Genomic DNA, 17,103 nt, shown 5'->3' with positions numbered 1-17,103 from the left:
TGCCGCAAGGCCCCGTGCAGCGGGGCAGTTTGCCACAGCGCCACCGGCGGAGGCATCGGCGGCCGCTCCCGGCCGGGAGCATCGAAGTACATGGATTTGCAATAAAATTTTCAAGCAGCTGTCGCGTCGCCGGCGATCGCCTCGGGCACTGTGGGCGGCTTCAGCAAGGAGGACGTGACGTGATGCTGCGCAGTCTCACCTGGATCGGCCTCGGCGCCGCGGCGCTGGCGCTTTCGGGGTGTTCCGACGATGGAGGCGAGGTACCGAGCGGCGGCCAGAGGGGCGGCGCCATCCTGGGCTTCAGCGACGAGCCGGCCGGCGACCGCTGCGAGAACGGCGGCACCCGGGTCGACTCCGGCCGCGATCTCAACGACAACGGCCAGATCGAGGAGGGAGAGGTCGAGGCGACCACCTACCTGTGCAACGGGCTCGACGGCAAGGCGGGAGCGGATGGCCCCAAGGGCGAGCCTGGCGACGACGGCGCCAAAGGTGCCAACGGCGCTGATGGCGAGGACGGCGCTGACGGCGCTGACGGCGCCGACGGCAACGACGGCGCCGACGCCCAGCAGGTGCTCATCGACCTCGCACCCGAGCCGAGCGGACCGAACTGCGCGAATGGCGGGCAGAAGGTGGCCAGCGGGCTCGACGCCGACGACGATGGGATGCTCGATGAAGGCGAGATCTCCGACACCGCCTATGTCTGCCACGGCGAGGACGGCGGGCGCGGCGTCGCGGGGTTCCAGCTCGTGGCCCAATACACGGCCCCCGGCGGTCCGATCGCCGAGATCGTGGCCGCCTCTCCGGACGGCAACGTGCTGGCTTACACGAGCAGCGTCACCCACACCGTGGGGTTCGTGGATATCTCGGATCCAAGCAGCCCTGCGCTCCTCGGCACGGTCGACATCGCCGGCACCGTGGGCAACGGCAACAGCGAAGCCACCGCCGTCGCGATCACGCCGGATGGCCGGTATGCGATCGCGGCGGTGAAGGACACGACGGATCCGATCCACAACGCCGATCCCGGCGCCCTGGTCTTCATCGATCTCGCGACCCGGGCGATCGCCGGCTCGGTGGCGGTCGGCGTCGGCCCCGACAGCCTCAAGATCACGCCGGACGGCGCCCGGGTGGTGGTCGCCATCGAGGACGAGGAGAACGCCGATGACAACGCGGTCGCCCAGGCGCGCCCCGGAAGCGTCCAGATCGTCACCATCGATGAGAGTAACCCTTCGGCGTCGACCGTAGCCACGATCGCCCTCACGCCCGGAGTCGGCAACATCCCTGGCGATCCGCAGCCGGAGTACGTCGACATCACGAGTGACGGCAGGACGGCGATCGTGTCGCTGCAGGAGAACAACCTCATCGCGATCATCGACATCGCCTCCGCGACGGTCACCCGTTATATCGAGGCCGGCACGTCCACACACGCTCGCGCCGATCTCGCGTCGAACGGCGAGATCGAGCTCGCGAGCTCGGGCTTCACCGGGCTGCTCGAGCCGGACTCGGTGTGTCTGCTCGCGGATGGCCGGCACTTCGTGACGGCCAACGAGGGAGACACACCGAACGAGGCGACAGCCGCCGGCCTGTGGTCGGGCGGCCGGGGATTCTCGGTCTTCGACCTCGACGGCGCCCGCGTCTACGACAGCGGCGACGCCGTCGAGCGGCTCGCGGCGCGCGCCGGCGCCTACCCGGAAGGGCGCTCCGGCGACCGGGGCATCGAGATCGAGGGCTGCGCGACCGGGGTGTTCGGCGGCGACGACTACGCCTTCTTGCTGGGCGAGCGCAACGCGACGCTGCTCGTCGTCGACGTGAGCGCCCCCGCGGCGCCGGTGCTGAAGCAGCTGCTCGGCGCCCCGATGAGGCCCGAGGGCGCGGTCGCGATCCCGTCGCGCAACCTCGTGGCGGTCAGCGGCGAGGGCGACGACGGCGTTGGCGGCGGCATCTGGCTGTATCGCTCGGTCACGGATCCGGCCGAGGTCGGCCACGGCCCCGACGTCTACGATGCACGCTCGGGGGGCCTGGGCTTTGGCGCGCTCGGCGCCCTCGCGTACGAGCCGGCCACCGGCTTCCTGCTCGCGACGCCCGACAACGCCTTCGCGCGCCAGCGCATCTGGTCGTTCTGGCCCGATCATGGGGAGCGGCGCATGCAGCTCGTCCGCGAGCTGATCCTGAAGGACAGCGCCGGCGCCGAGCTCGTGGGCTACGATCCCGAGGGCATCTCGGTGAACCCCGAGGGCGGTTATATCCTCGCCAGCGAGGGTGTCGCCGGCAACGGCGGCAGCGCGACCTGCGTTGGCTCGGAGGTCAGCAACCGACTCCTGTTCGTCGACGAGCGCGGCCAGCTCGACCCCGGCTACGGCGACGGAGGCATCGTGGATCTCCCGTGCGGCAGCGACGCGAACGCGATCGACTGGTCGACGGTGCGAGCCAACGGCTTCGAGGGCATCGCCGTGGTCGACAGCGCGCCGTCTGCTTCAGGCGGCCTCAAGGTCTATGTGGCCATGCAGCGCGCGCTCACGACGGAGGGCCAGAACACCCGCCTCGGCGCGTACGACGTCGATACAGGCGCGTGGAGCTGGTACTTCTATCCGCTCGACGCGAACCCCGGCGGATCGCGTGGCAACACGTTCCTGAGCGAGCTCATTCACGTGGGCGGCGACACGTTCGCGGTGGTCGAGCGCGACCAGGGCTGGGCAGGCGAGGCGGGGAACAAGACGATCCGCACCTTCGCGCTGTCGAGCGGCACACCGAACGACATCGCGGATCCGGTGGACAAGGCGCTCGCCTGCGATCTCCTGGAGCACGCGTTCCGCTTCGATCAGGAGAAGATCGAGGGGCTCGCGCTCGGCGCCGGCGGCCTGTGGGTCACGAACGACAACGACGGCGGAGAGGCGATGAGCTTCTTCGTCCGGCTCGACGCCTCGATGCTGGGCATCCAGGGCGGAGACGGGGAGCCGGAGGAGCCAGGCGATCCCGAGGAGCCAGGCGATCCAGGTGGAGAGACCCTGGTCATCAACGAGGTGCGCTCGGCCGGCGAGGACTTCGTCGAGCTCCACAACCGTGGCGCATCGAACGTCGATGTCGGCGGCTATCGGCTCACGGACAGCGATCCATCGCACGAGCTCGTGCTGCCCGCGGGCACGGTGGTGCCTGCCGGGGGATACCTACTGATCCGCGGAGAGAGCAGCGGGGAGCCGCTCAGGCTCACCTTCGGGCTCGGCTCGGGGGACTCGGCCATCCTGTACACGCCTGGCGGCGTCGTGATCGACGAGCACAGCTGGACAGGCCACGTCGATACGGCGAGCCGCTGCCCCGACGGGACGGGCGCGTTCATCGCGCCCGCGCCGGCGACCCCGGGCGCGGCCAACGGCTGCCCCTGAGGGCGGATCGCCGCGCCGGCCCCCCCGCCGGCGCTGCTCAGGGCTGTCCGCGCATATCCTCTCCTGTTTATTTCGCTGGTCTCTTGGCGCCCTTGGCGTCATCGCGGCTCGCCTTGGCGGCTGTTTTCTCTGGTTTAGCGCGCGCTGGCTGCCACCTTTGCCGGCGTCACGCCGAGGACGCGGCGCATGCACCTCGCCATGTGGCTCTGGTGCGAGAACCCGGCCTCGATCGCCACCTGGCTGGCGGGCAGGTCGCCGCGCAGGAGCAGCGCCTTCGCGCGCTCCACCCGGCGCTGGATCACGTACTCGTGGACCGGCACGCCGGTCGACCGCTTGAACAGCGTCTTGAGGTGGGACGCGCTGACCCCGGCGACGCCGGCCAGCCGATCGAGCGACAGGTCGTGATCGAGGTGCTCCTCGATGTACGCCGTCACGCGCCGTAGCTGCGGCGCAGACAGCCCTCGCCGCAGGCGGCCCGGCGCCTTGTAACGGCCGAGCAGGTGCGCGGCGAGCGCGACGCCGAGGCTCTCCCTGTAGAGAAGCCCGGTCGGATCCCCGGCCCTGCGCTCGGCGTCGAGCGCCCAGGCGATGTGCTCGATCTGCGGGTCCCTGACCTGGTGGCGCGGCTCCAGGCCGGCTTTGTCGGGATCGAGCCCTATGTCCGCTGCGACCCGGCGCAGCAGCGAAGGGGACAGCGACAGGATGAGCGAGGTGCCCGCGTCGTCCTCCTGCCAGACGTCCGAGGCTCCGGCGGGGATCAGGTCCACGTCGCCGCGCGTGTAGACGAACCGATCGGCGCGGCAGGCCCCGCGTACCGGCGCGCCCGCATGGATCTTCACCCGATGATCCTGCGAGGCCTCGAGCGCGATCACGCCAGGCTGGGTCGAGTGAACGCCGACATGTACCCCGACGTATGGGCGCGGCGCGCCCGCGGGCGGCTCCAGTCGGATGGGAGCTCGGGTCTGTCCGATGACCTGCATCCCCGCCAGTATCCACCGCCGCCGAGCGGCGCGCCACGGGGCGGCTCCGCGCTCGCCGCCGTCCGAACGTGCTCTCCGGGCGTCCGATCGTGCGCGACGGCCCGGGCCGCAGGCCCCCACCTTGGCCGGCACGAAGGCGCGCCCGTCATCGGCAGACGGGCCGCAAACGAAGGAGCTCACATGCGTGAAGTCACGGTCATCGGTCTGGGTCTCATGGGCACCGCGCTCGCTCGGGAATTGCTCCGCAGCGGCTCTCGCGTCACCGTCTGGAACCGCTCGATCGCGAAGGCCGCGCCGCTCGTCGCGGAGGGAGCGGTGCTGGCCCCGAGCGCGGCCGCAGCGGCGCAGGCGAGCGAGATCGTGATCACCTGCATCACCGACTACCGCGCGACGTACGGCGTGCTGGAGGGGCGCGACGTGGTCTCCTCCCTCGCCGGCAAGGTGCTCGTCCAGCTCAGCACGGGCAGCCCCGAGGACGCGCGTACCCTCGAAGCGTGGGCGAAGCAGCGCGGCATCGACTACCTCGACGGCGCCATCCTGGCCACCCCGAGCCAGATGGGGAAGCCGGAGAGCAGCCTCCTCGTCTCGGGCTCGGGCTCGGCTTACGAGAAGAGCAAGCCGCTGCTCGAGAGCACGGCCGGGGCCGTGAGCTACCTCGGGGAGAAGGTCGGCTGGGCAGCGGCCATGGACCTGGCGTTCCTGTCGCACCTGTTCGCGGGGCTCCTCGGCTTCTACCACGGCGCCCGCATCTGCGAGGCCGAAGGGATCCGCGTGGCCGACTTCGGGGCCATGGCCGCCGTCGTCGCTCCGGCCATCGGTGGGATGGTCAAGCACGACGCGGACTCCATCCAGTCCGGAGCGTACGAGGCCTCGGAGGCCACGCTGGAGATCTGCGCGCAGGCCGTCGAGCTCATCCAGCGGCACGCGCGGGAAGCGCGGATCAACGCCGAGCTCCCCGCGTTCGCCGCGGCGCTCTTCAGGAAGGGAGTTGCCGCGGGCCACGGGGCGGAGTCGTCGGCCGCGCTCATCAAGGTGTTTCGCGAGAGCGCTTGAAGGTGGCGATGCGCGCGCACGCGGGCAGAGGAGCCCCGAGGCGCGCCTCGTCAGAAATAGGAACGTAAGCCCTCTGCGACGCTGCCGGCGAGGGCCGCGCGGAGGGCTCACGGCCCTGGCAGGTCGCGCGCGCACATCGCCGATACGTAGTAGTGGCGGCCATTGGTCTCGTAGGGTGCGCGATAGGTCGTCGTCTGCCGATATCCGGCGGCGACGAAGCTCCCGCCGTGCGTGACGCGCAGGGCAGCGTGGTTGTCCAGCCGGGAGCAATCGGCGCACGGCACGAGCGGGCGGTCGTCGTCGGCGGCGTCGCGCGTGACCTTGTAGGCCTCGCCGGCGAGATCGAGCTGGCCCCAGCGCCCCGCTCCCCTGGGAAAGGAGCCGACGGGCGCGAGATCGTCCGTGGTGCAGTGGATGAGGCTCCACGGGGGAAACGCGTCCTCGCAGGGCAGCGACGTCGAGCCTTCGCCCTGGCAGCAGTAGGCCGCGTCTTCGGAGGTGATGGGGGAAGTGCCCCACGGATACAGCCGCTGCTCGTCGCCGCCTGCAGCCGCGTAGTTCATCTCGGCCTGGGTCGGCAGGCGCCCGCCGTCCCACGCGCAGAACGCGAACAGCTCGAGCCATGTCGCGCACACGATGGGTTTGTCCTCGTTCGCGGCCGCAGCGTCGGTCCACGTCGGCCAGCCGTAAGGATCGCAGACGAGCGCCCGCTTCATCTCGGCCGTGGTCGCCGGGAGCATCGTGTTCCAGGCCGGGTCCCACCCGCTGTCCGGGATCTTCGGGTGCGCCCCTGCGCCGGCCGGCGGCGGGCTCGCCTGCGTCGGGCCGCCGGTCTCTTCCAGGTAGCGGCGAAACCGCCCGACCGTGACCATGTACTTGTCGAGGTGGAAGCTGCTCACGCTCGCGGGATACCGCGGGTCGTTGAGCCGGTTGAACGTCCCACCGGGTACGAGCAGGCTGGCGCAGCAGTCGTCGTCATGGCCGAGGCCGCAGCGGTCGTCGGCGCCGGGCGTGACGCCGGCGCAGCTCGGCGGAGGCGCCTGCGCGCGATCGCGCCCGGTGTGAACGGAAGCGCCCGCGTCCTGCTCCGCAGCGCCGCCGCTGTACGCGTGGCCGGATCCCAGGATCGCCGCGAGCGTGCAGAGGGCGAGGAGGGTCGAGAGCGGCTGTCGAGGCGGTCGCGTGGCCATTTGAGCGGTTAGGTGCGAGCGCCGCCGCTCTGGTTGTGCGACACGGCGGAAGGCCAGCGCGAGGCGGCTCGGGCGCCCAGGCGCACGGGAACCAGCGAGCTCCTCCTCCGCGCTTTCCTGGCTTCCTGCGATGTCGTCAGAGCCGTTGAAGGCCGCACCCGTCGACTGGACCGATCGAACCACGGGCCCGTTCGCCGTCGCCAGCCGCGGGGCGTCACGCTGCATCGCCTGAGGTGGCGCGCGCGCGCGTCCGCACGGGGCGCTGGCGCGCGAGATCAGGCCTGGATCCGGGCCCTTCCGGGCAGCTACGCTGAAGTGCCCTCATGCCTCCGCCCCGACCGCCTCGCGACCCCGGCCATCGCTACCCTTCATTGCCCTCGTCCGTGGTGTCCGCGTTCATCCGCCCCGCGAGGCTCGACGCGCTGCTCGCCCCCTGGATGCCCGACGCGGAGGAGCGCGCCTTCGTCGTCCGGTGCATCGTCGGGGAGGGCCCGGTCCATCACCGCGGCGCGAGCTACACGCTGGTCTGCCTGCTCGGTCTCCTGCTCGAGGAGCTCGGTCCGCCGGAGGGCGGCGCGCCGAGCGGCGAGTCGCTGCCCGTCCCGATCCGCCTGCCGCCGCACCTCGCGCGCGGCAGCGAGCACGATTACCCGCTGGCCATCCCGCTCGCGCCGCTGACGCGCCTCGCCCCAAAGGGCTCGCCGGAGCTCGCGGCGCTCGTCGACTGCCTGACCGACGGCCCGCCGCACCACGCGCTCGCCAACGCCGCAATGGTCTGCCTGCTCGACGCCCTCTTCGCGCGCGCCGAGCGCGCCCGCGCCGGGGCGGAGCCGGCCTGATGGCGCTGCCGCCGGCGCTCGGACAGGCGTTCCGGATGGTGGCCGCCGAGCTGGGCATGCGCTCGGCGGCGCGGCTGTTCCTGCGCGAGCTGGTGGGCGAAGGCGGCGCCCCGCTCGCGCGCGAGGCCCGCGACCAGCTCGGGCGCGAGTTCCCCGTCCTCGACTTCGTCGCCGAGCAGTGGCTCTCGGGCGGCGCCGAGGCGCCGCTCGACCTCGCGGGCGTCCTCGACGCGCTCCGCGGCGTGACCCGGCTGCTCGTCGTGGGGCTGGAGGCCGACTGCCTCGACGCGCTCGTGCCGCGGCTCTCCGGCGTCGAGGCGGGCCTCGTCACCGACGCGGGCGGGCTCGACACGGACTTCGGCCGTGTGCTCGCGAACTACGACGGGCTCATCGAGCCGGTGGGTCTGTCCGAGCTCCACCGCTGGGCCGGGCGGAGGAGCGCGCTGCTCACGTTCGTCTACGGCACCGACGGGCACGCGGCGCACGTGAGCCCCTCGTGGCTGCGCGTCTCGGGCCCCGACGTGCGGACCCAGTTCCGCTCGCTGATCGGCTGGGACATCCTCGGCCGGCCCATGACGGTGTACCCGCGCTGGATGGTCGAGACGAGCTCGGCCGATTTCTCATGCCTCGTCGGGCCGGCCCCGCGCGGCCCCGCGCCCGAGGTCGCCGCCGCCGGCGCGGGCGACCCGCGCGCGCTCGCGCCGGCGATCGAGGCGACGTGACGGCCCCCCAGGCCGCGCTCTTCGCCGTCCTGCTCGGGACGCTGCTGCTCCAGGCGCTCCTGCCGTCGCGCCGCGTGCTCATCGTGACGGGCGGCGCGGGCCTCGCCTGCCTCGCGTCGACGCTGCTCGGGGTCGCGACCACGCCGCGCCTGCTCGCCGAGGTGCCGTGGGACGTGCTCGTCATCCTCGTGACGCTGGGGCTCCTGTCCCAGCTCTTCGCCGCCTCGCGGCTCTTCGATCGCCTCGCCGTCGCGGCGACGCGGCTGAGCGGCGCCGAGCCCTTCCGCGTCCTCGTGGTGTTCTCGGTCGCGATGTACGTCGTGAGCGGCATCGTCAACAACCTCACGGCGCTCGTGCTCGTCCTGCCGGTGCTGCACGTCCTGCTCAAGCTGATGGGCACGCGGCAGCGGTACGTCTCCTGGCTGCTCGGCCTGCTGCTCGTCGCGTGCAACCTCGGCGGGGCCGCCACGCCGATCGGCGATTTCCCGGCCATCCTGCTGCTCGGCCGGGGCAGCATGACGTTCGGGGCCTACCTCTCGCGCGCCGCGCCGGCGACGCTCTGCGCGCTCGCCGTGCTGCTCGTCGTCGTGCGCGCCGTGGTGCGCCCGGCCGCGGGCGTGCCGCGCGATCCGGTCTCGGCGCGGCTCACGCGCGCGGCCATGGAGGCGCTGCACCGGCGGGTGCGGGCCGACCGGCGCCTCCTCGTGCCGGCGGCGGCGTCGCTCGGCGCGATGGTGGTCGCGTGGCTGTTCCTGCCCGCGGAGCTCGGCGTCGGCCCCGAGCTCGTGTGCTGGCTCGGCACCGGCGCGGCGCTGCTCGCGTCGCGCAGGCTCGGCGAGCGGCTCGCGCGGACGGGGCTCGACATCGAGGCGGTGCTCTTCCTGCTCTCGCTCTTCGTGATGGTCGCGGCGGTGCGGCGCACCGGCCTGTTCGAGGAGGTCTCGCGCTCGCTGGCGCGGCTCCCGGTCGCCCCGTCGCTGCAGCTCGTCGCGTTCCTCGTCCTCGCCGGCGTGCTCACCGGGCTGTTCTCGGCGGGCCCCAGCATGGCGGCGCTGCTCGACGTGGCCGAGTCGCTCGCCGAGCGGCTGCCCGCGCCCGCCGTGTATGTCGGCCTCGCCCTGTCCGTCTGCGCGGGCAGCTCGCTCTTCCTGACCGCCGCGACGTCGGGCCCGCTCGCGCAGGCGCTCACCGAGCGAGCCGACCTGCGGGACGTCGACGGCAGGCCCATCCGGTTCGGCTTCTTCGATTTCCTGCCGACCGGGCTCCTGAGCTTCGCGGTCATCCAGGCCGTGGCGATCGCGTACGCGCTCCTCGCCATCTGGGCGGCGCGATGAGATCGCCCGCCGGGGGCAGGAGCTGGCTCGCCCATGCGGGAGATGGGTGGCACCCGCGTCCGGGTGAATGCGCCTCGAGCATGAAGACGGGTCGCATCCATCTCCGGCTGGCTCCCCCTCCAGCATGAAGACGGGTCGCACCCGTCTCCGGCTGGCCCCCCTCCAGCATGAAGACGGGTCGCACCCGTCTCCCGCTGGCTCCCCCTCCAGCATGAAGACGGGTCGCACCCGTCTCCCGCTGGACGTGCCTCCACAAAAAGATGAGTCGCACTCGTCTCCCGCTGGACGTGCCTCCACAAAAAGATGAGTCGCACTCGTCTCCCGCTGGACGTGCCTCCACAAAAAGATGAGTCGCACTCGTCTCCCGCTGGACGTGCCTCCACAAAAAGATGGATCGGGCCTTATGCGATCAGGCAGGTTTTCCACGCCTGAAACGCCTGGGATTACCGCGACGTAGCACCAGGCGGAAGGCATCCTACCGTATAGCTGTACCCTACTGGCGCGCGAGAACACCTCTGGCGCGCGAGAACACCTCCTCGCCTCGCTCCTCGCGGTCGATTCGCACCTCCGGTAGATCGTGGCCCATCCACGCCGGTGGACTACCAGGGCTCCACCCTCGACCAGGGGCGCCGCGGCTTCGCTCTCGGCGTGCGCCCATCGACCGATGCGCGATGCACGCGTGGGTCATGTCACACTGCGATTCGTGACATGTCACGCTGCAATCCGTGACATGTCACGCTGGGATCCGTGTCATGCGACGTTGCAGTCCGTGACATGTCACAGAGAAATGGGCCACATTTCACGGCAGGCGACTGATCCTGCCGGCACATGGAACGCGACATCTCGAGACATCGAGCGCCCTCTGCCCCTGGCACACGGCGTGCGTTGAGCGCTCCAAGCGGACCTAGCAGCGTCGAGCTCTCGGGCTCGGCATCACGATGCGCCTGACCGCGAATCGACGCGGGTGGGCTTCTTTGTCTCGGAGAGAAGAAGATGGGATTGAGAAGCACTTGGATGATGGTGCCGCTCATGCTCATGAGAGGGGCCTGCATCGGCGTGAACGAGGACGACCAGCCCGCGCTCGATCCCCTGTCCGGCTAGGACGACAAACCGGTCCATCTCGTGCGGTCGAGTCGGTGCGCCGGCGGTGGCGCGAGTTCTGCGCCGTCGCCGAGCGATGTGGAGAAGTTCCAACGCGTTTCTCAGGAGGGATGACATGAAGAAGATGACGGATGATCCGTTCACGCTCGTCGTGATCAACGGCAAGGCAGATGGCTACTACGTGATCGACAGCAGAGACCTCGGGCCGCCGAAGCGGCCGCTCGAGCCGATCTGCAAGGAGCTCGTCGAGCAGCGCGTCGCGACCCAGCACGTGCCGTACGCGGATGCGCCGCCGGCCCGCCGTCTCGTCGAGCAGGAGCTGGCGCGCGGCGGCGCCGCCGAGGAGGTCGGGCCCGCCGAGTTCTGCGGCACGTTCTACTTCAACCTGAACGCGTTCAAGCCGCAGGACTAGCGCCGTGCCCTGCACCGAGAAGGCGTACTGGCGCGGCACGCAGCGCCGGACCAGTCCGGCCGATACGCTCGCCCGGGTCCGGCCGCTGCTGCGGCGACTCGGCATCACGCGGATCGCGGATGTCACCGGGCTCGACTCGATCGGCATCCCGGTCGTGATGGTGTGCCGGCCGAACGCACGCTCGATCTCGGTCTCGCAGGGCAAGGGGCTCGACCTCGAGGCGGCGCGCGCGTCGGGCGTGATGGAGTCGATCGAGCAGTGGCATGCCGAGCACATCCTGCGACCGATGGTGTTCGGCACCGCTGCCGAGCTCGCCGCGACGCGCCGTCTCGTCGATCTCGCCGGGCTGCCGCGGCTCGCGATCGGGGCGTTCCAGCCTCATCGCAAGCTGCTGTGGCTCGACGGTGTCGACCTGTTCGACGGCGCGCCGCGCGCGGTGCCGCTCGAGGTGGTCACCACCGACTACACCTCGCCGCGCCCGCCGGGCAGCGGCTGCTTCTTGACCACGTCGACCGGGCTCGCGTCGGGCAACGACGCGCTCGAGGCGACGCTGCACGGGCTGTACGAGGTGATCGAGCGCGACGCGGTCGCGATCTGGCGCGCCGGCGGCGCCGAGGTCCGGCGGCGCACCCGGATCGCGCTCGACACCGTCGACGACCTCGACTGCCGCGCGCTGCTCCGGCGGTTCGAGCGCGCCGGCGTCGCGGTCGGTGCGTGGGACGCGACCAGCGACCTCGGGCTGCCGGTCGTGGTCGCCGAGATCGCGGATCGCGATCCGGACCCGTTCCACGCGCTGTGCGTGAGCGGCGGCCAGGGCTGTCACCGATCGCGCGCGATCGCGCTCGCCCGCGCGCTCACCGAGGCCGCGCAGAGCCGGCTGACCGCGATCTCCGGCGCGCGCGACGACATCGTGGAGCCGTCGTTCCAGCGCGTCCGCGCGGCGGACCGGATCGCGGCGGCGCTCGTCGAGCTCGAGGCGCCCGCCGCGCGCTCGTTCGCAGAGCTGCCCGATGCGGCGAGCGACTCGTTCGACGACGACCTCGCCGCGGTGCTCGGCGCGCTGCGCGGCGCGGGGCTCGACCAGGCCGTCGCGGTCGATCTGTCCCGGCCCGAGCTCGGCGTCGCGGTGGTCCGCGTCGTCGTGCCGGGGCTCGAGAGCATGTGGAACGCACCCGGCTACGCGCCCGGTCCGCGGGCGCAGCGAGCGAGGCCATCGTGATCGTGCTGTTCACCGGACCGAGCCTGCCGCCGGCCGACGTGCCGGCGGTGCCCGACCTGCGCGTGCTGCCACCGGCGGCCCAGGGCGACGTCTACCGGGCCGCGCGCGAGCGGCCGTGGGGCATCGGCCTCGTCGACGGGTTCTTCGAGCACGCGCCGGCGGTGTGGCACAAGGAGATCCTGTGGGCGATGGCCGAGGGCGTGCACGTGTTCGGAGCGTCGAGCATGGGCGCGCTGCGCGCGGCCGAGCTCGCCGACTTCGGCATGGTCGGCGTCGGCTGGGTGTTCGAGCAGTTTCGCGCGGGCGCGCTCGACGCCGACGACGAGGTCGCGCTGACCCACCTCGCGGCCGACCACGGCTATCGCCATGTCTCGGAGGCGCTGGTCGACATCCGCGCCACGCTCGACGCGGCGGTCGCCGCCGGCGCGTGCACCCGCGCGGCGGCCGATCGGCTGGTCGCGCTCGCGAAGCAGCGGTTCTATCCCGACCGCCGGTGGCCCGAGCTGCTCGCCGAGGCGCACGCCACCGGCTGCGACGTCGCCGCGCTCGAGCGCTGGCTGCCCGGCGGCCGCGTCGACCAGAAGCGCCGCGATGCGCTCGCGCTCGTCGACGCGATGCAGGCCGCGCGCGCCGCCGGCGCCGCACCGAAGCGCGTCGACTACGCGTTTGAGCGCACCGACGCGTGGGACCATGCGCTGCCGCGGATGCGCGCGGCGCGCGGCGCGACCGCGGCGCCGCTGCTCGACGCGCTGCGCGCGCTCGGCGACGCGTCGCTGTACGCGAGCGCGGTCCAGGGCGCGCTCGCCCGCGCGCTCGCCGAGGACGCGGCGGCGCGCCAGGGCCTGTCGGTCAGCGCCGAGCTCGTCGAGCGCACCGCGCAGCAGTTCCGCCGCGAGCACGGCCTGTACACCGCCGCCGAGACCCGGGCGTGGCTCGCCGAGCAAGAGCTCGACCCGGCCGCGTTCCTCGAGCTGATGCGCCGCGAGGCGGTCGTGCGCTGCGCGCAGGCCGCGACCGAGCCCGAGCTCGATCACCACCTCGCCGATCAGCTGCGCGCGATGAGCTGCTACGGGCGCGTGCGCCGGAGGCGCGGTGCGGAGTGAGCCGGTCGAGCACTGCCCGCCGCCGCTGCGCACGTTCGCGGCCGCGCACGAGGGTGCGGTCGGCCAGCTGCGCTGGAACGCCGACCTCGCACGCCGCTACGCCCGGCCCGGCACCGCGAGCGGCGTCGCGTGGGGCTCGGGCACGCTGATCGCGCGCGACCTGTTCCTCACCGCGGGGCACTGCTTCGACCGCACCGGCGGCCGCTGGCTGCGCCCGCTCGACGACCGCACCGGCGACGTGATCGGCTCCGCGGAGATCGCCACGAACATGCACGTCGCGTTCAACTACCAGCTCGATCCCGCGGGCGAGCTGCGGCCGACGCGCTGCTACCGGATCGTCGAGCTCGTCGAGCACCGCGCGGGCGAGCTCGATTTCGCGATCGTGCGGCTCGCCGGCGCGCCCGGCGCCGCGTGGGGCGTCGCCGAGCTCGCGCCGACCGGCGCGCGCCCGGGCGAGGCGGTGTGCCTGATCGGCCACCCGCTCGGCTTCACGAAGCACCTGGTCGCGGGCCGGTGCGTGGCCGCGGGCGGCACCGCGCTCCGCTACCTCGGCGCGGCGACGTTCGAGGGCAGCTCGGGCTCGGGCGTGCTGCGGATCTCCGACGGCCGCCTGGTCGGCGTCCACACGAACGGCCGGAGCAGCGCGGGCACGAGCTCCGGCGTGTGCGCGAGCGCGCTGCTCGCGCGATCGCCGACGCTCCAGCTGGTTAGCCGGGCGGCGGCAGCAGGCGGAGCAGCGGCGCGTCCTTGCTCTGCGCCGCGGTCGCGACGCAGCCCTTGAGGTCGGCGAGCGCGCGGATCGCGGTCTCGGCGAGCATGCGGCCGTCGTCGCGGCGGCGCGGCGCCTCGGGGATCGAGCCGACGTACTTCACGAACTCGTCGTACTTCTCGTCAAGCGGCGGCACCGCCTCCGGTTGTCCGGTCCGGTCATCACGCGCGAGGCATCGCGGCGACGTATCGCCGCTGCCACGCGCGGCGCTCCTCCTCCGTCGACGCGGTGATGAGCTCGATGTAGGGCTCGAAGGCGAGCGGCATGGGGAGATCGAAGAGCAGGTGCTTCTCCGGATCGACGCTCTTCCCCGCGCCATGACAGAGGAACAGCCGCTCCTGGAGGAGCGGGAAGACGGCGAGCGAGGTGAGCTCGTGCCGCTCGATCGTCTCGATGTCGGCGATCGACGGCTCGAGGACCTCATCGAACACGCCGCTCGGATGCTTGAAGGGACCTCCGGCGTGATGGTTCACGTCCTTGCGCACGAGCGCCCCGCCGCGACCGATCGTGATGAACGAGCGCTCATGAGGCGTGCCCTCCCAGACCGTCACCCGCCGGCTCGTCGCGTCGGGGTGGATCCACACGGTCGGGAGGTCGACGTTCAACGGCTCCACGCCCTTGACCCGGCCAATCACGCTCGACGTGAGGAGCTGCCGGGTGACGGACGTGCAGAAGAGGACGTCCGCCGGAGCGAGCCGTGTCCCCCGCCAATCGCGATCGCGGCGGAAGTGACGGAAGAAGACCAGGTAGGGAGACCTGCTCATCTGCGCGAGGACGAAGAGCCCCCGGCGGGTCTCGAGGTCGATCACGTTGCCAACGCCCCAGGTGACGCGCCCCATCGAGACACCACGGCGCATCGAATTCATGTTCATGGTCATTCTCCTCCAACATGGTTTGAGCGTGGGCTCCCGCCCGCGCGGCGGCCGGCGCGCCATGCGCCCTCGATCACGACACCTGCGGCGTGTTCGCAGGACACCCCGCGGGGCGGTCGATTCGTCAGCGCGTCGCGCCGGCCTTCGCCACGGGACATGGCGTGCGTGAACGCCACCGATGTGCAGGGTCTCGGATCACGCTGCCAGACGCGGCTCGCCAGAGCGTAATTTTCCACATCGCGATTGCCGCGCACGCAGGGCCGATGATAGCGTCTCCTGATTGCCTGGGGGTGCCATGCCTGTACGACATGTCCTGTTCAATGCGCTGCCCGATCCCGTCCGCGATCGGCTCGTTCGGTGCCTCGATGGTCAGGGCCCGCCCAGGCCGATCCTCTCCGCGCCGGCGAACGCAGGCGCGGGGATCCTCGGATGGAGCTTCCTCGCGCTGGCCGCCGCCGCCGTGACCCTGGTGCTCGTCTGCAATCATTTTGGATCGCTTTGGTCAGGCGTTCAGGGCACGGGGCACCTTCTCGGCTACGCCGGCAGCATCTTCCTGCTCTTCGTGTCGACCCTGATGGCCATCAAGCGGCTCAGGTTCAAGTCGACCCTCCCGTTCAGGGCGGGCCGGTATCTGTTGCCGGCGGACTACGTCGACGCGACAGGGCCCAAGCTGACGATGCTCCCGATGTCGGATCTCGTGAACGTCGGCGCGGTACACCACCACACGAACGGGGTCTACTCCCACTCGCTCATCACCTTCAGCTTCCAGGGGAACGTCAGCCAGTCGTTCGTCGTTCGTTCGCAGGCAGAGGTCCAGGCCAAGGTCGGCGAGCTCGAGTGGTCCAGGCAGGCGCTCCGGGCCGCGTTCGCGTCGAGGGACGTGCAGCAGCTCATCGCGCTGGATCCGTTCTTCGAGGTCCGGCGCGACGACGCCTGGGACAGGCTCGTGGCCGTCGATCCACCGCACGCAGCGGGCGGCCACGCGCCGCGTGTGGGCACGATGCCGTCGTTCCTCCACCCCGGCTTCATCGCGGGCGCCTCGACGCTGGTGGCCGTGATCCTCGCGCTGCCCTTGTGGTACGTGCGCAACCTCCTGAGCGACGAGGCGATGTTCCGTAGCGCCAAGGAGGTAGGGAGCGAGTTCGCCTACGAGGGCTATATCCATTCAGGCCGCAGGCACCTCGATGAAGTGAAGAACAGCTTGCTCCCCCGGGCCGCGCTCACGGAAGCAAAGCGCGAGGGCAGCGTCACCGCGCTGCGCGCCGTCCTCAAGAAGTACCCGGGATCGGTGGTGGAGGGAGAGACGCGCGCCGCGGTCCATGCGCTCTTCTCGAAGACGCTGGCCGACTTTCGAGCGCAAGCCTCGACATCGGACCCGGTCATGCTGAGCTTCATGGAGAAGCTGATCTCGTATCTGGAGAAGAGCGAGCGGTCGACCGTCGAGGTCCGCTTCGACCCGCCCGCCACCGACATGCTCGCGAAGCTGGATGCGGTCTTGCAGCAGAAGGCGCAGGCCCTCCGCCCGCGGGGCGCGGGCGTGGCGCCCGTCGCGAAGCATTTCGATGCTGAGCACTCCCTTCCTCGCGAGGCGGCCATCGTGAACAACCTGGCGGCCGGCTTCAAGCGGGTCTTCCCGACGGACATCCTCGAGCTCAAGCAGGGAGAGCGCCTGATCGACAACGCCGGTGCAGCCAGGGTCGCTCCGAACGTTCCGACGATCTACATCCATTATGATGTCGGCTGGTCCGGCACCATGTACTCGGGCGAGCGCAGCGAACGAGCGTTCGTCGGCATCCTGGTCGATTTCGACGGGACCATGCGGATCCCCGGAGAGCGCGACGCGTTCGACTTCAAGCTGAAGGTGATGCCCCCGGACGAGTTCACCGTGGAGTACACGAGCACGGCAGGGCTGGGGGCCAACCTCGCGAGCGCGCCTCCCGATGACCGGGTCTACGAGGTGATGGCGCTCCGCGCCTTCGACCAGCTCGCGGGCAAGCTCTGGAGCATCTTCTTCAAGCCTGGGAGCATGGCGCTCCAGGGGGCGGACGAGAGCGGCCCGGCGCAGGGGGGCTCGTCCCCCGACGCGCGCCCGCTCGGGCGCTCCCCGCGCCAGTGACCGGCTGAGCACGCGC

General features: G+C 71.6%; 14 protein-coding genes. 10 read left to right on the top strand and 4 right to left on the bottom strand.

Going from position 1 to position 17,103, the window contains the following annotated elements; all coding sequences use genetic code 11:
• Positions 1-182 precede the first annotated feature (182 nt).
• Positions 183-3,377, top strand: coding sequence for an esterase-like activity of phytase family protein (locus WMF39_RS47455; RefSeq protein WP_437743029.1), 3,195 nt, complete (start codon positions 183-185; stop codon positions 3,375-3,377).
• Positions 3,378-3,511: 134 nt separating this feature from the next.
• On the opposite strand, the gene WMF39_RS47450 is transcribed toward WMF39_RS47455, so the two are convergent.
• The gene (locus WMF39_RS47450) at positions 3,512-4,216 is read right to left on the bottom strand and encodes a helix-turn-helix domain-containing protein (protein ID WP_437743028.1); all 705 of its coding nucleotides are present in this window, start codon (positions 4,214-4,216) and stop codon (positions 3,512-3,514) included.
• A 321-nt stretch (positions 4,217-4,537) separates the two neighbouring features.
• On the opposite strand from WMF39_RS47450, the gene WMF39_RS47445 reads away from it, so the two are divergent.
• Entirely contained in the window at positions 4,538-5,410 is an 873-nt protein-coding gene (locus tag WMF39_RS47445) for an NAD(P)-dependent oxidoreductase (protein WP_437743027.1), read from the top strand.
• A 107-nt stretch (positions 5,411-5,517) separates the two neighbouring features.
• On the opposite strand, the gene WMF39_RS47440 is transcribed toward WMF39_RS47445, so the two are convergent.
• Positions 5,518-6,600 carry a formylglycine-generating enzyme family protein gene (locus WMF39_RS47440; protein WP_437743026.1) on the bottom strand — a complete coding sequence of 361 codons (1,083 nt, stop codon included), beginning with the start codon at positions 6,598-6,600 and terminating at the stop codon, positions 5,518-5,520.
• A 323-nt stretch (positions 6,601-6,923) separates the two neighbouring features.
• Between WMF39_RS47440 and WMF39_RS47435 the strand changes: the two genes are divergently transcribed.
• From WMF39_RS47435 to WMF39_RS47405, 7 genes are all read left to right on the top strand, one after another.
• On the top strand, positions 6,924-7,439 hold the full coding sequence (locus WMF39_RS47435; RefSeq protein ID WP_437743025.1) for a hypothetical protein: 516 nt from the start codon (positions 6,924-6,926) through the stop codon (positions 7,437-7,439).
• On the top strand, positions 7,439-8,161 hold the full coding sequence (locus tag WMF39_RS47430; protein ID WP_437743024.1) for a hypothetical protein: 723 nt from the start codon (positions 7,439-7,441) through the stop codon (positions 8,159-8,161). Before WMF39_RS47435 ends, WMF39_RS47430 begins: the two co-directional genes overlap by 1 nt.
• The gene (locus WMF39_RS47425; RefSeq protein ID WP_437743023.1) at positions 8,158-9,495 is read left to right on the top strand and encodes an SLC13 family permease; all 1,338 of its coding nucleotides are present in this window, start codon (positions 8,158-8,160) and stop codon (positions 9,493-9,495) included. Before WMF39_RS47430 ends, WMF39_RS47425 begins: the two co-directional genes overlap by 4 nt.
• Positions 9,496-10,711: 1,216 nt before the next feature.
• On the top strand, positions 10,712-11,008 hold the full coding sequence (locus WMF39_RS47420) for a hypothetical protein (RefSeq protein WP_437743022.1): 297 nt from the start codon (positions 10,712-10,714) through the stop codon (positions 11,006-11,008).
• Positions 11,009-11,012: 4 nt separating this feature from the next.
• The gene (locus tag WMF39_RS47415; RefSeq protein WP_437743021.1) at positions 11,013-12,227 is read left to right on the top strand and encodes a YcaO-like family protein; all 1,215 of its coding nucleotides are present in this window, start codon (positions 11,013-11,015) and stop codon (positions 12,225-12,227) included.
• Positions 12,224-13,330 (top strand): TfuA-like protein, encoded by a 1,107-nt coding sequence (locus WMF39_RS47410; RefSeq protein WP_437743020.1) that lies wholly within the window; start codon positions 12,224-12,226, stop codon positions 13,328-13,330. The genes WMF39_RS47415 and WMF39_RS47410 overlap by 4 nt, the downstream gene beginning before the upstream one ends.
• Positions 13,320-14,111 (top strand): trypsin-like serine peptidase, encoded by a 792-nt coding sequence (locus tag WMF39_RS47405; protein WP_437743019.1) that lies wholly within the window; start codon positions 13,320-13,322, stop codon positions 14,109-14,111. Before WMF39_RS47410 ends, WMF39_RS47405 begins: the two co-directional genes overlap by 11 nt.
• On the opposite strand, the gene WMF39_RS47400 is transcribed toward WMF39_RS47405, so the two are convergent.
• Complete coding sequence (locus WMF39_RS47400) at positions 14,038-14,235, bottom strand: hypothetical protein (protein ID WP_437743018.1); 198 nt, start codon at positions 14,233-14,235, stop codon at positions 14,038-14,040. The two genes, WMF39_RS47405 and WMF39_RS47400, sit on opposite strands and share 74 nt — an antisense overlap.
• 25 nt (positions 14,236-14,260) lie before the next feature.
• On the bottom strand, positions 14,261-14,971 hold the full coding sequence (locus WMF39_RS47395) for a hypothetical protein (protein ID WP_437743017.1): 711 nt from the start codon (positions 14,969-14,971) through the stop codon (positions 14,261-14,263).
• 295 nt (positions 14,972-15,266) lie between these two features.
• On the opposite strand from WMF39_RS47395, the gene WMF39_RS47390 reads away from it, so the two are divergent.
• A complete protein-coding gene (locus WMF39_RS47390) occupies positions 15,267-17,087 on the top strand; it encodes a hypothetical protein (protein ID WP_437743016.1) in 1,821 nt (606 codons plus the stop codon).
• Positions 17,088-17,103 lie beyond the last annotated feature (16 nt).

This window comes from Sorangium sp. So ce1504, from assembly GCF_051521635.1.
GTDB lineage: Bacteria > Myxococcota_A > Polyangia > Polyangiales > Polyangiaceae > Sorangium > Sorangium cellulosum_B.
This window is presented reverse-complemented; position numbering and strand designations above follow the sequence as displayed.

Coding starts and splice junctions, on each gene's coding strand:
- WMF39_RS47390 (WP_437743016.1), top strand. CDS start 15,267: ATGCCTGTACGACATGTCCTGTTCAATGCGCTGCCCGATCCCGTCCGC.
- WMF39_RS47455 (WP_437743029.1), top strand. CDS start 183: ATGCTGCGCAGTCTCACCTGGATCGGCCTCGGCGCCGCGGCGCTGGCG.
- WMF39_RS47440 (WP_437743026.1), bottom strand. CDS start 6,600: ATGGCCACGCGACCGCCTCGACAGCCGCTCTCGACCCTCCTCGCCCTC.
- WMF39_RS47445 (WP_437743027.1), top strand. CDS start 4,538: ATGCGTGAAGTCACGGTCATCGGTCTGGGTCTCATGGGCACCGCGCTC.
- WMF39_RS47420 (WP_437743022.1), top strand. CDS start 10,712: ATGAAGAAGATGACGGATGATCCGTTCACGCTCGTCGTGATCAACGGC.
- WMF39_RS47395 (WP_437743017.1), bottom strand. CDS start 14,971: ATGAACATGAATTCGATGCGCCGTGGTGTCTCGATGGGGCGCGTCACC.
- WMF39_RS47435 (WP_437743025.1), top strand. CDS start 6,924: ATGCCTCCGCCCCGACCGCCTCGCGACCCCGGCCATCGCTACCCTTCA.
- WMF39_RS47430 (WP_437743024.1), top strand. CDS start 7,439: ATGGCGCTGCCGCCGGCGCTCGGACAGGCGTTCCGGATGGTGGCCGCC.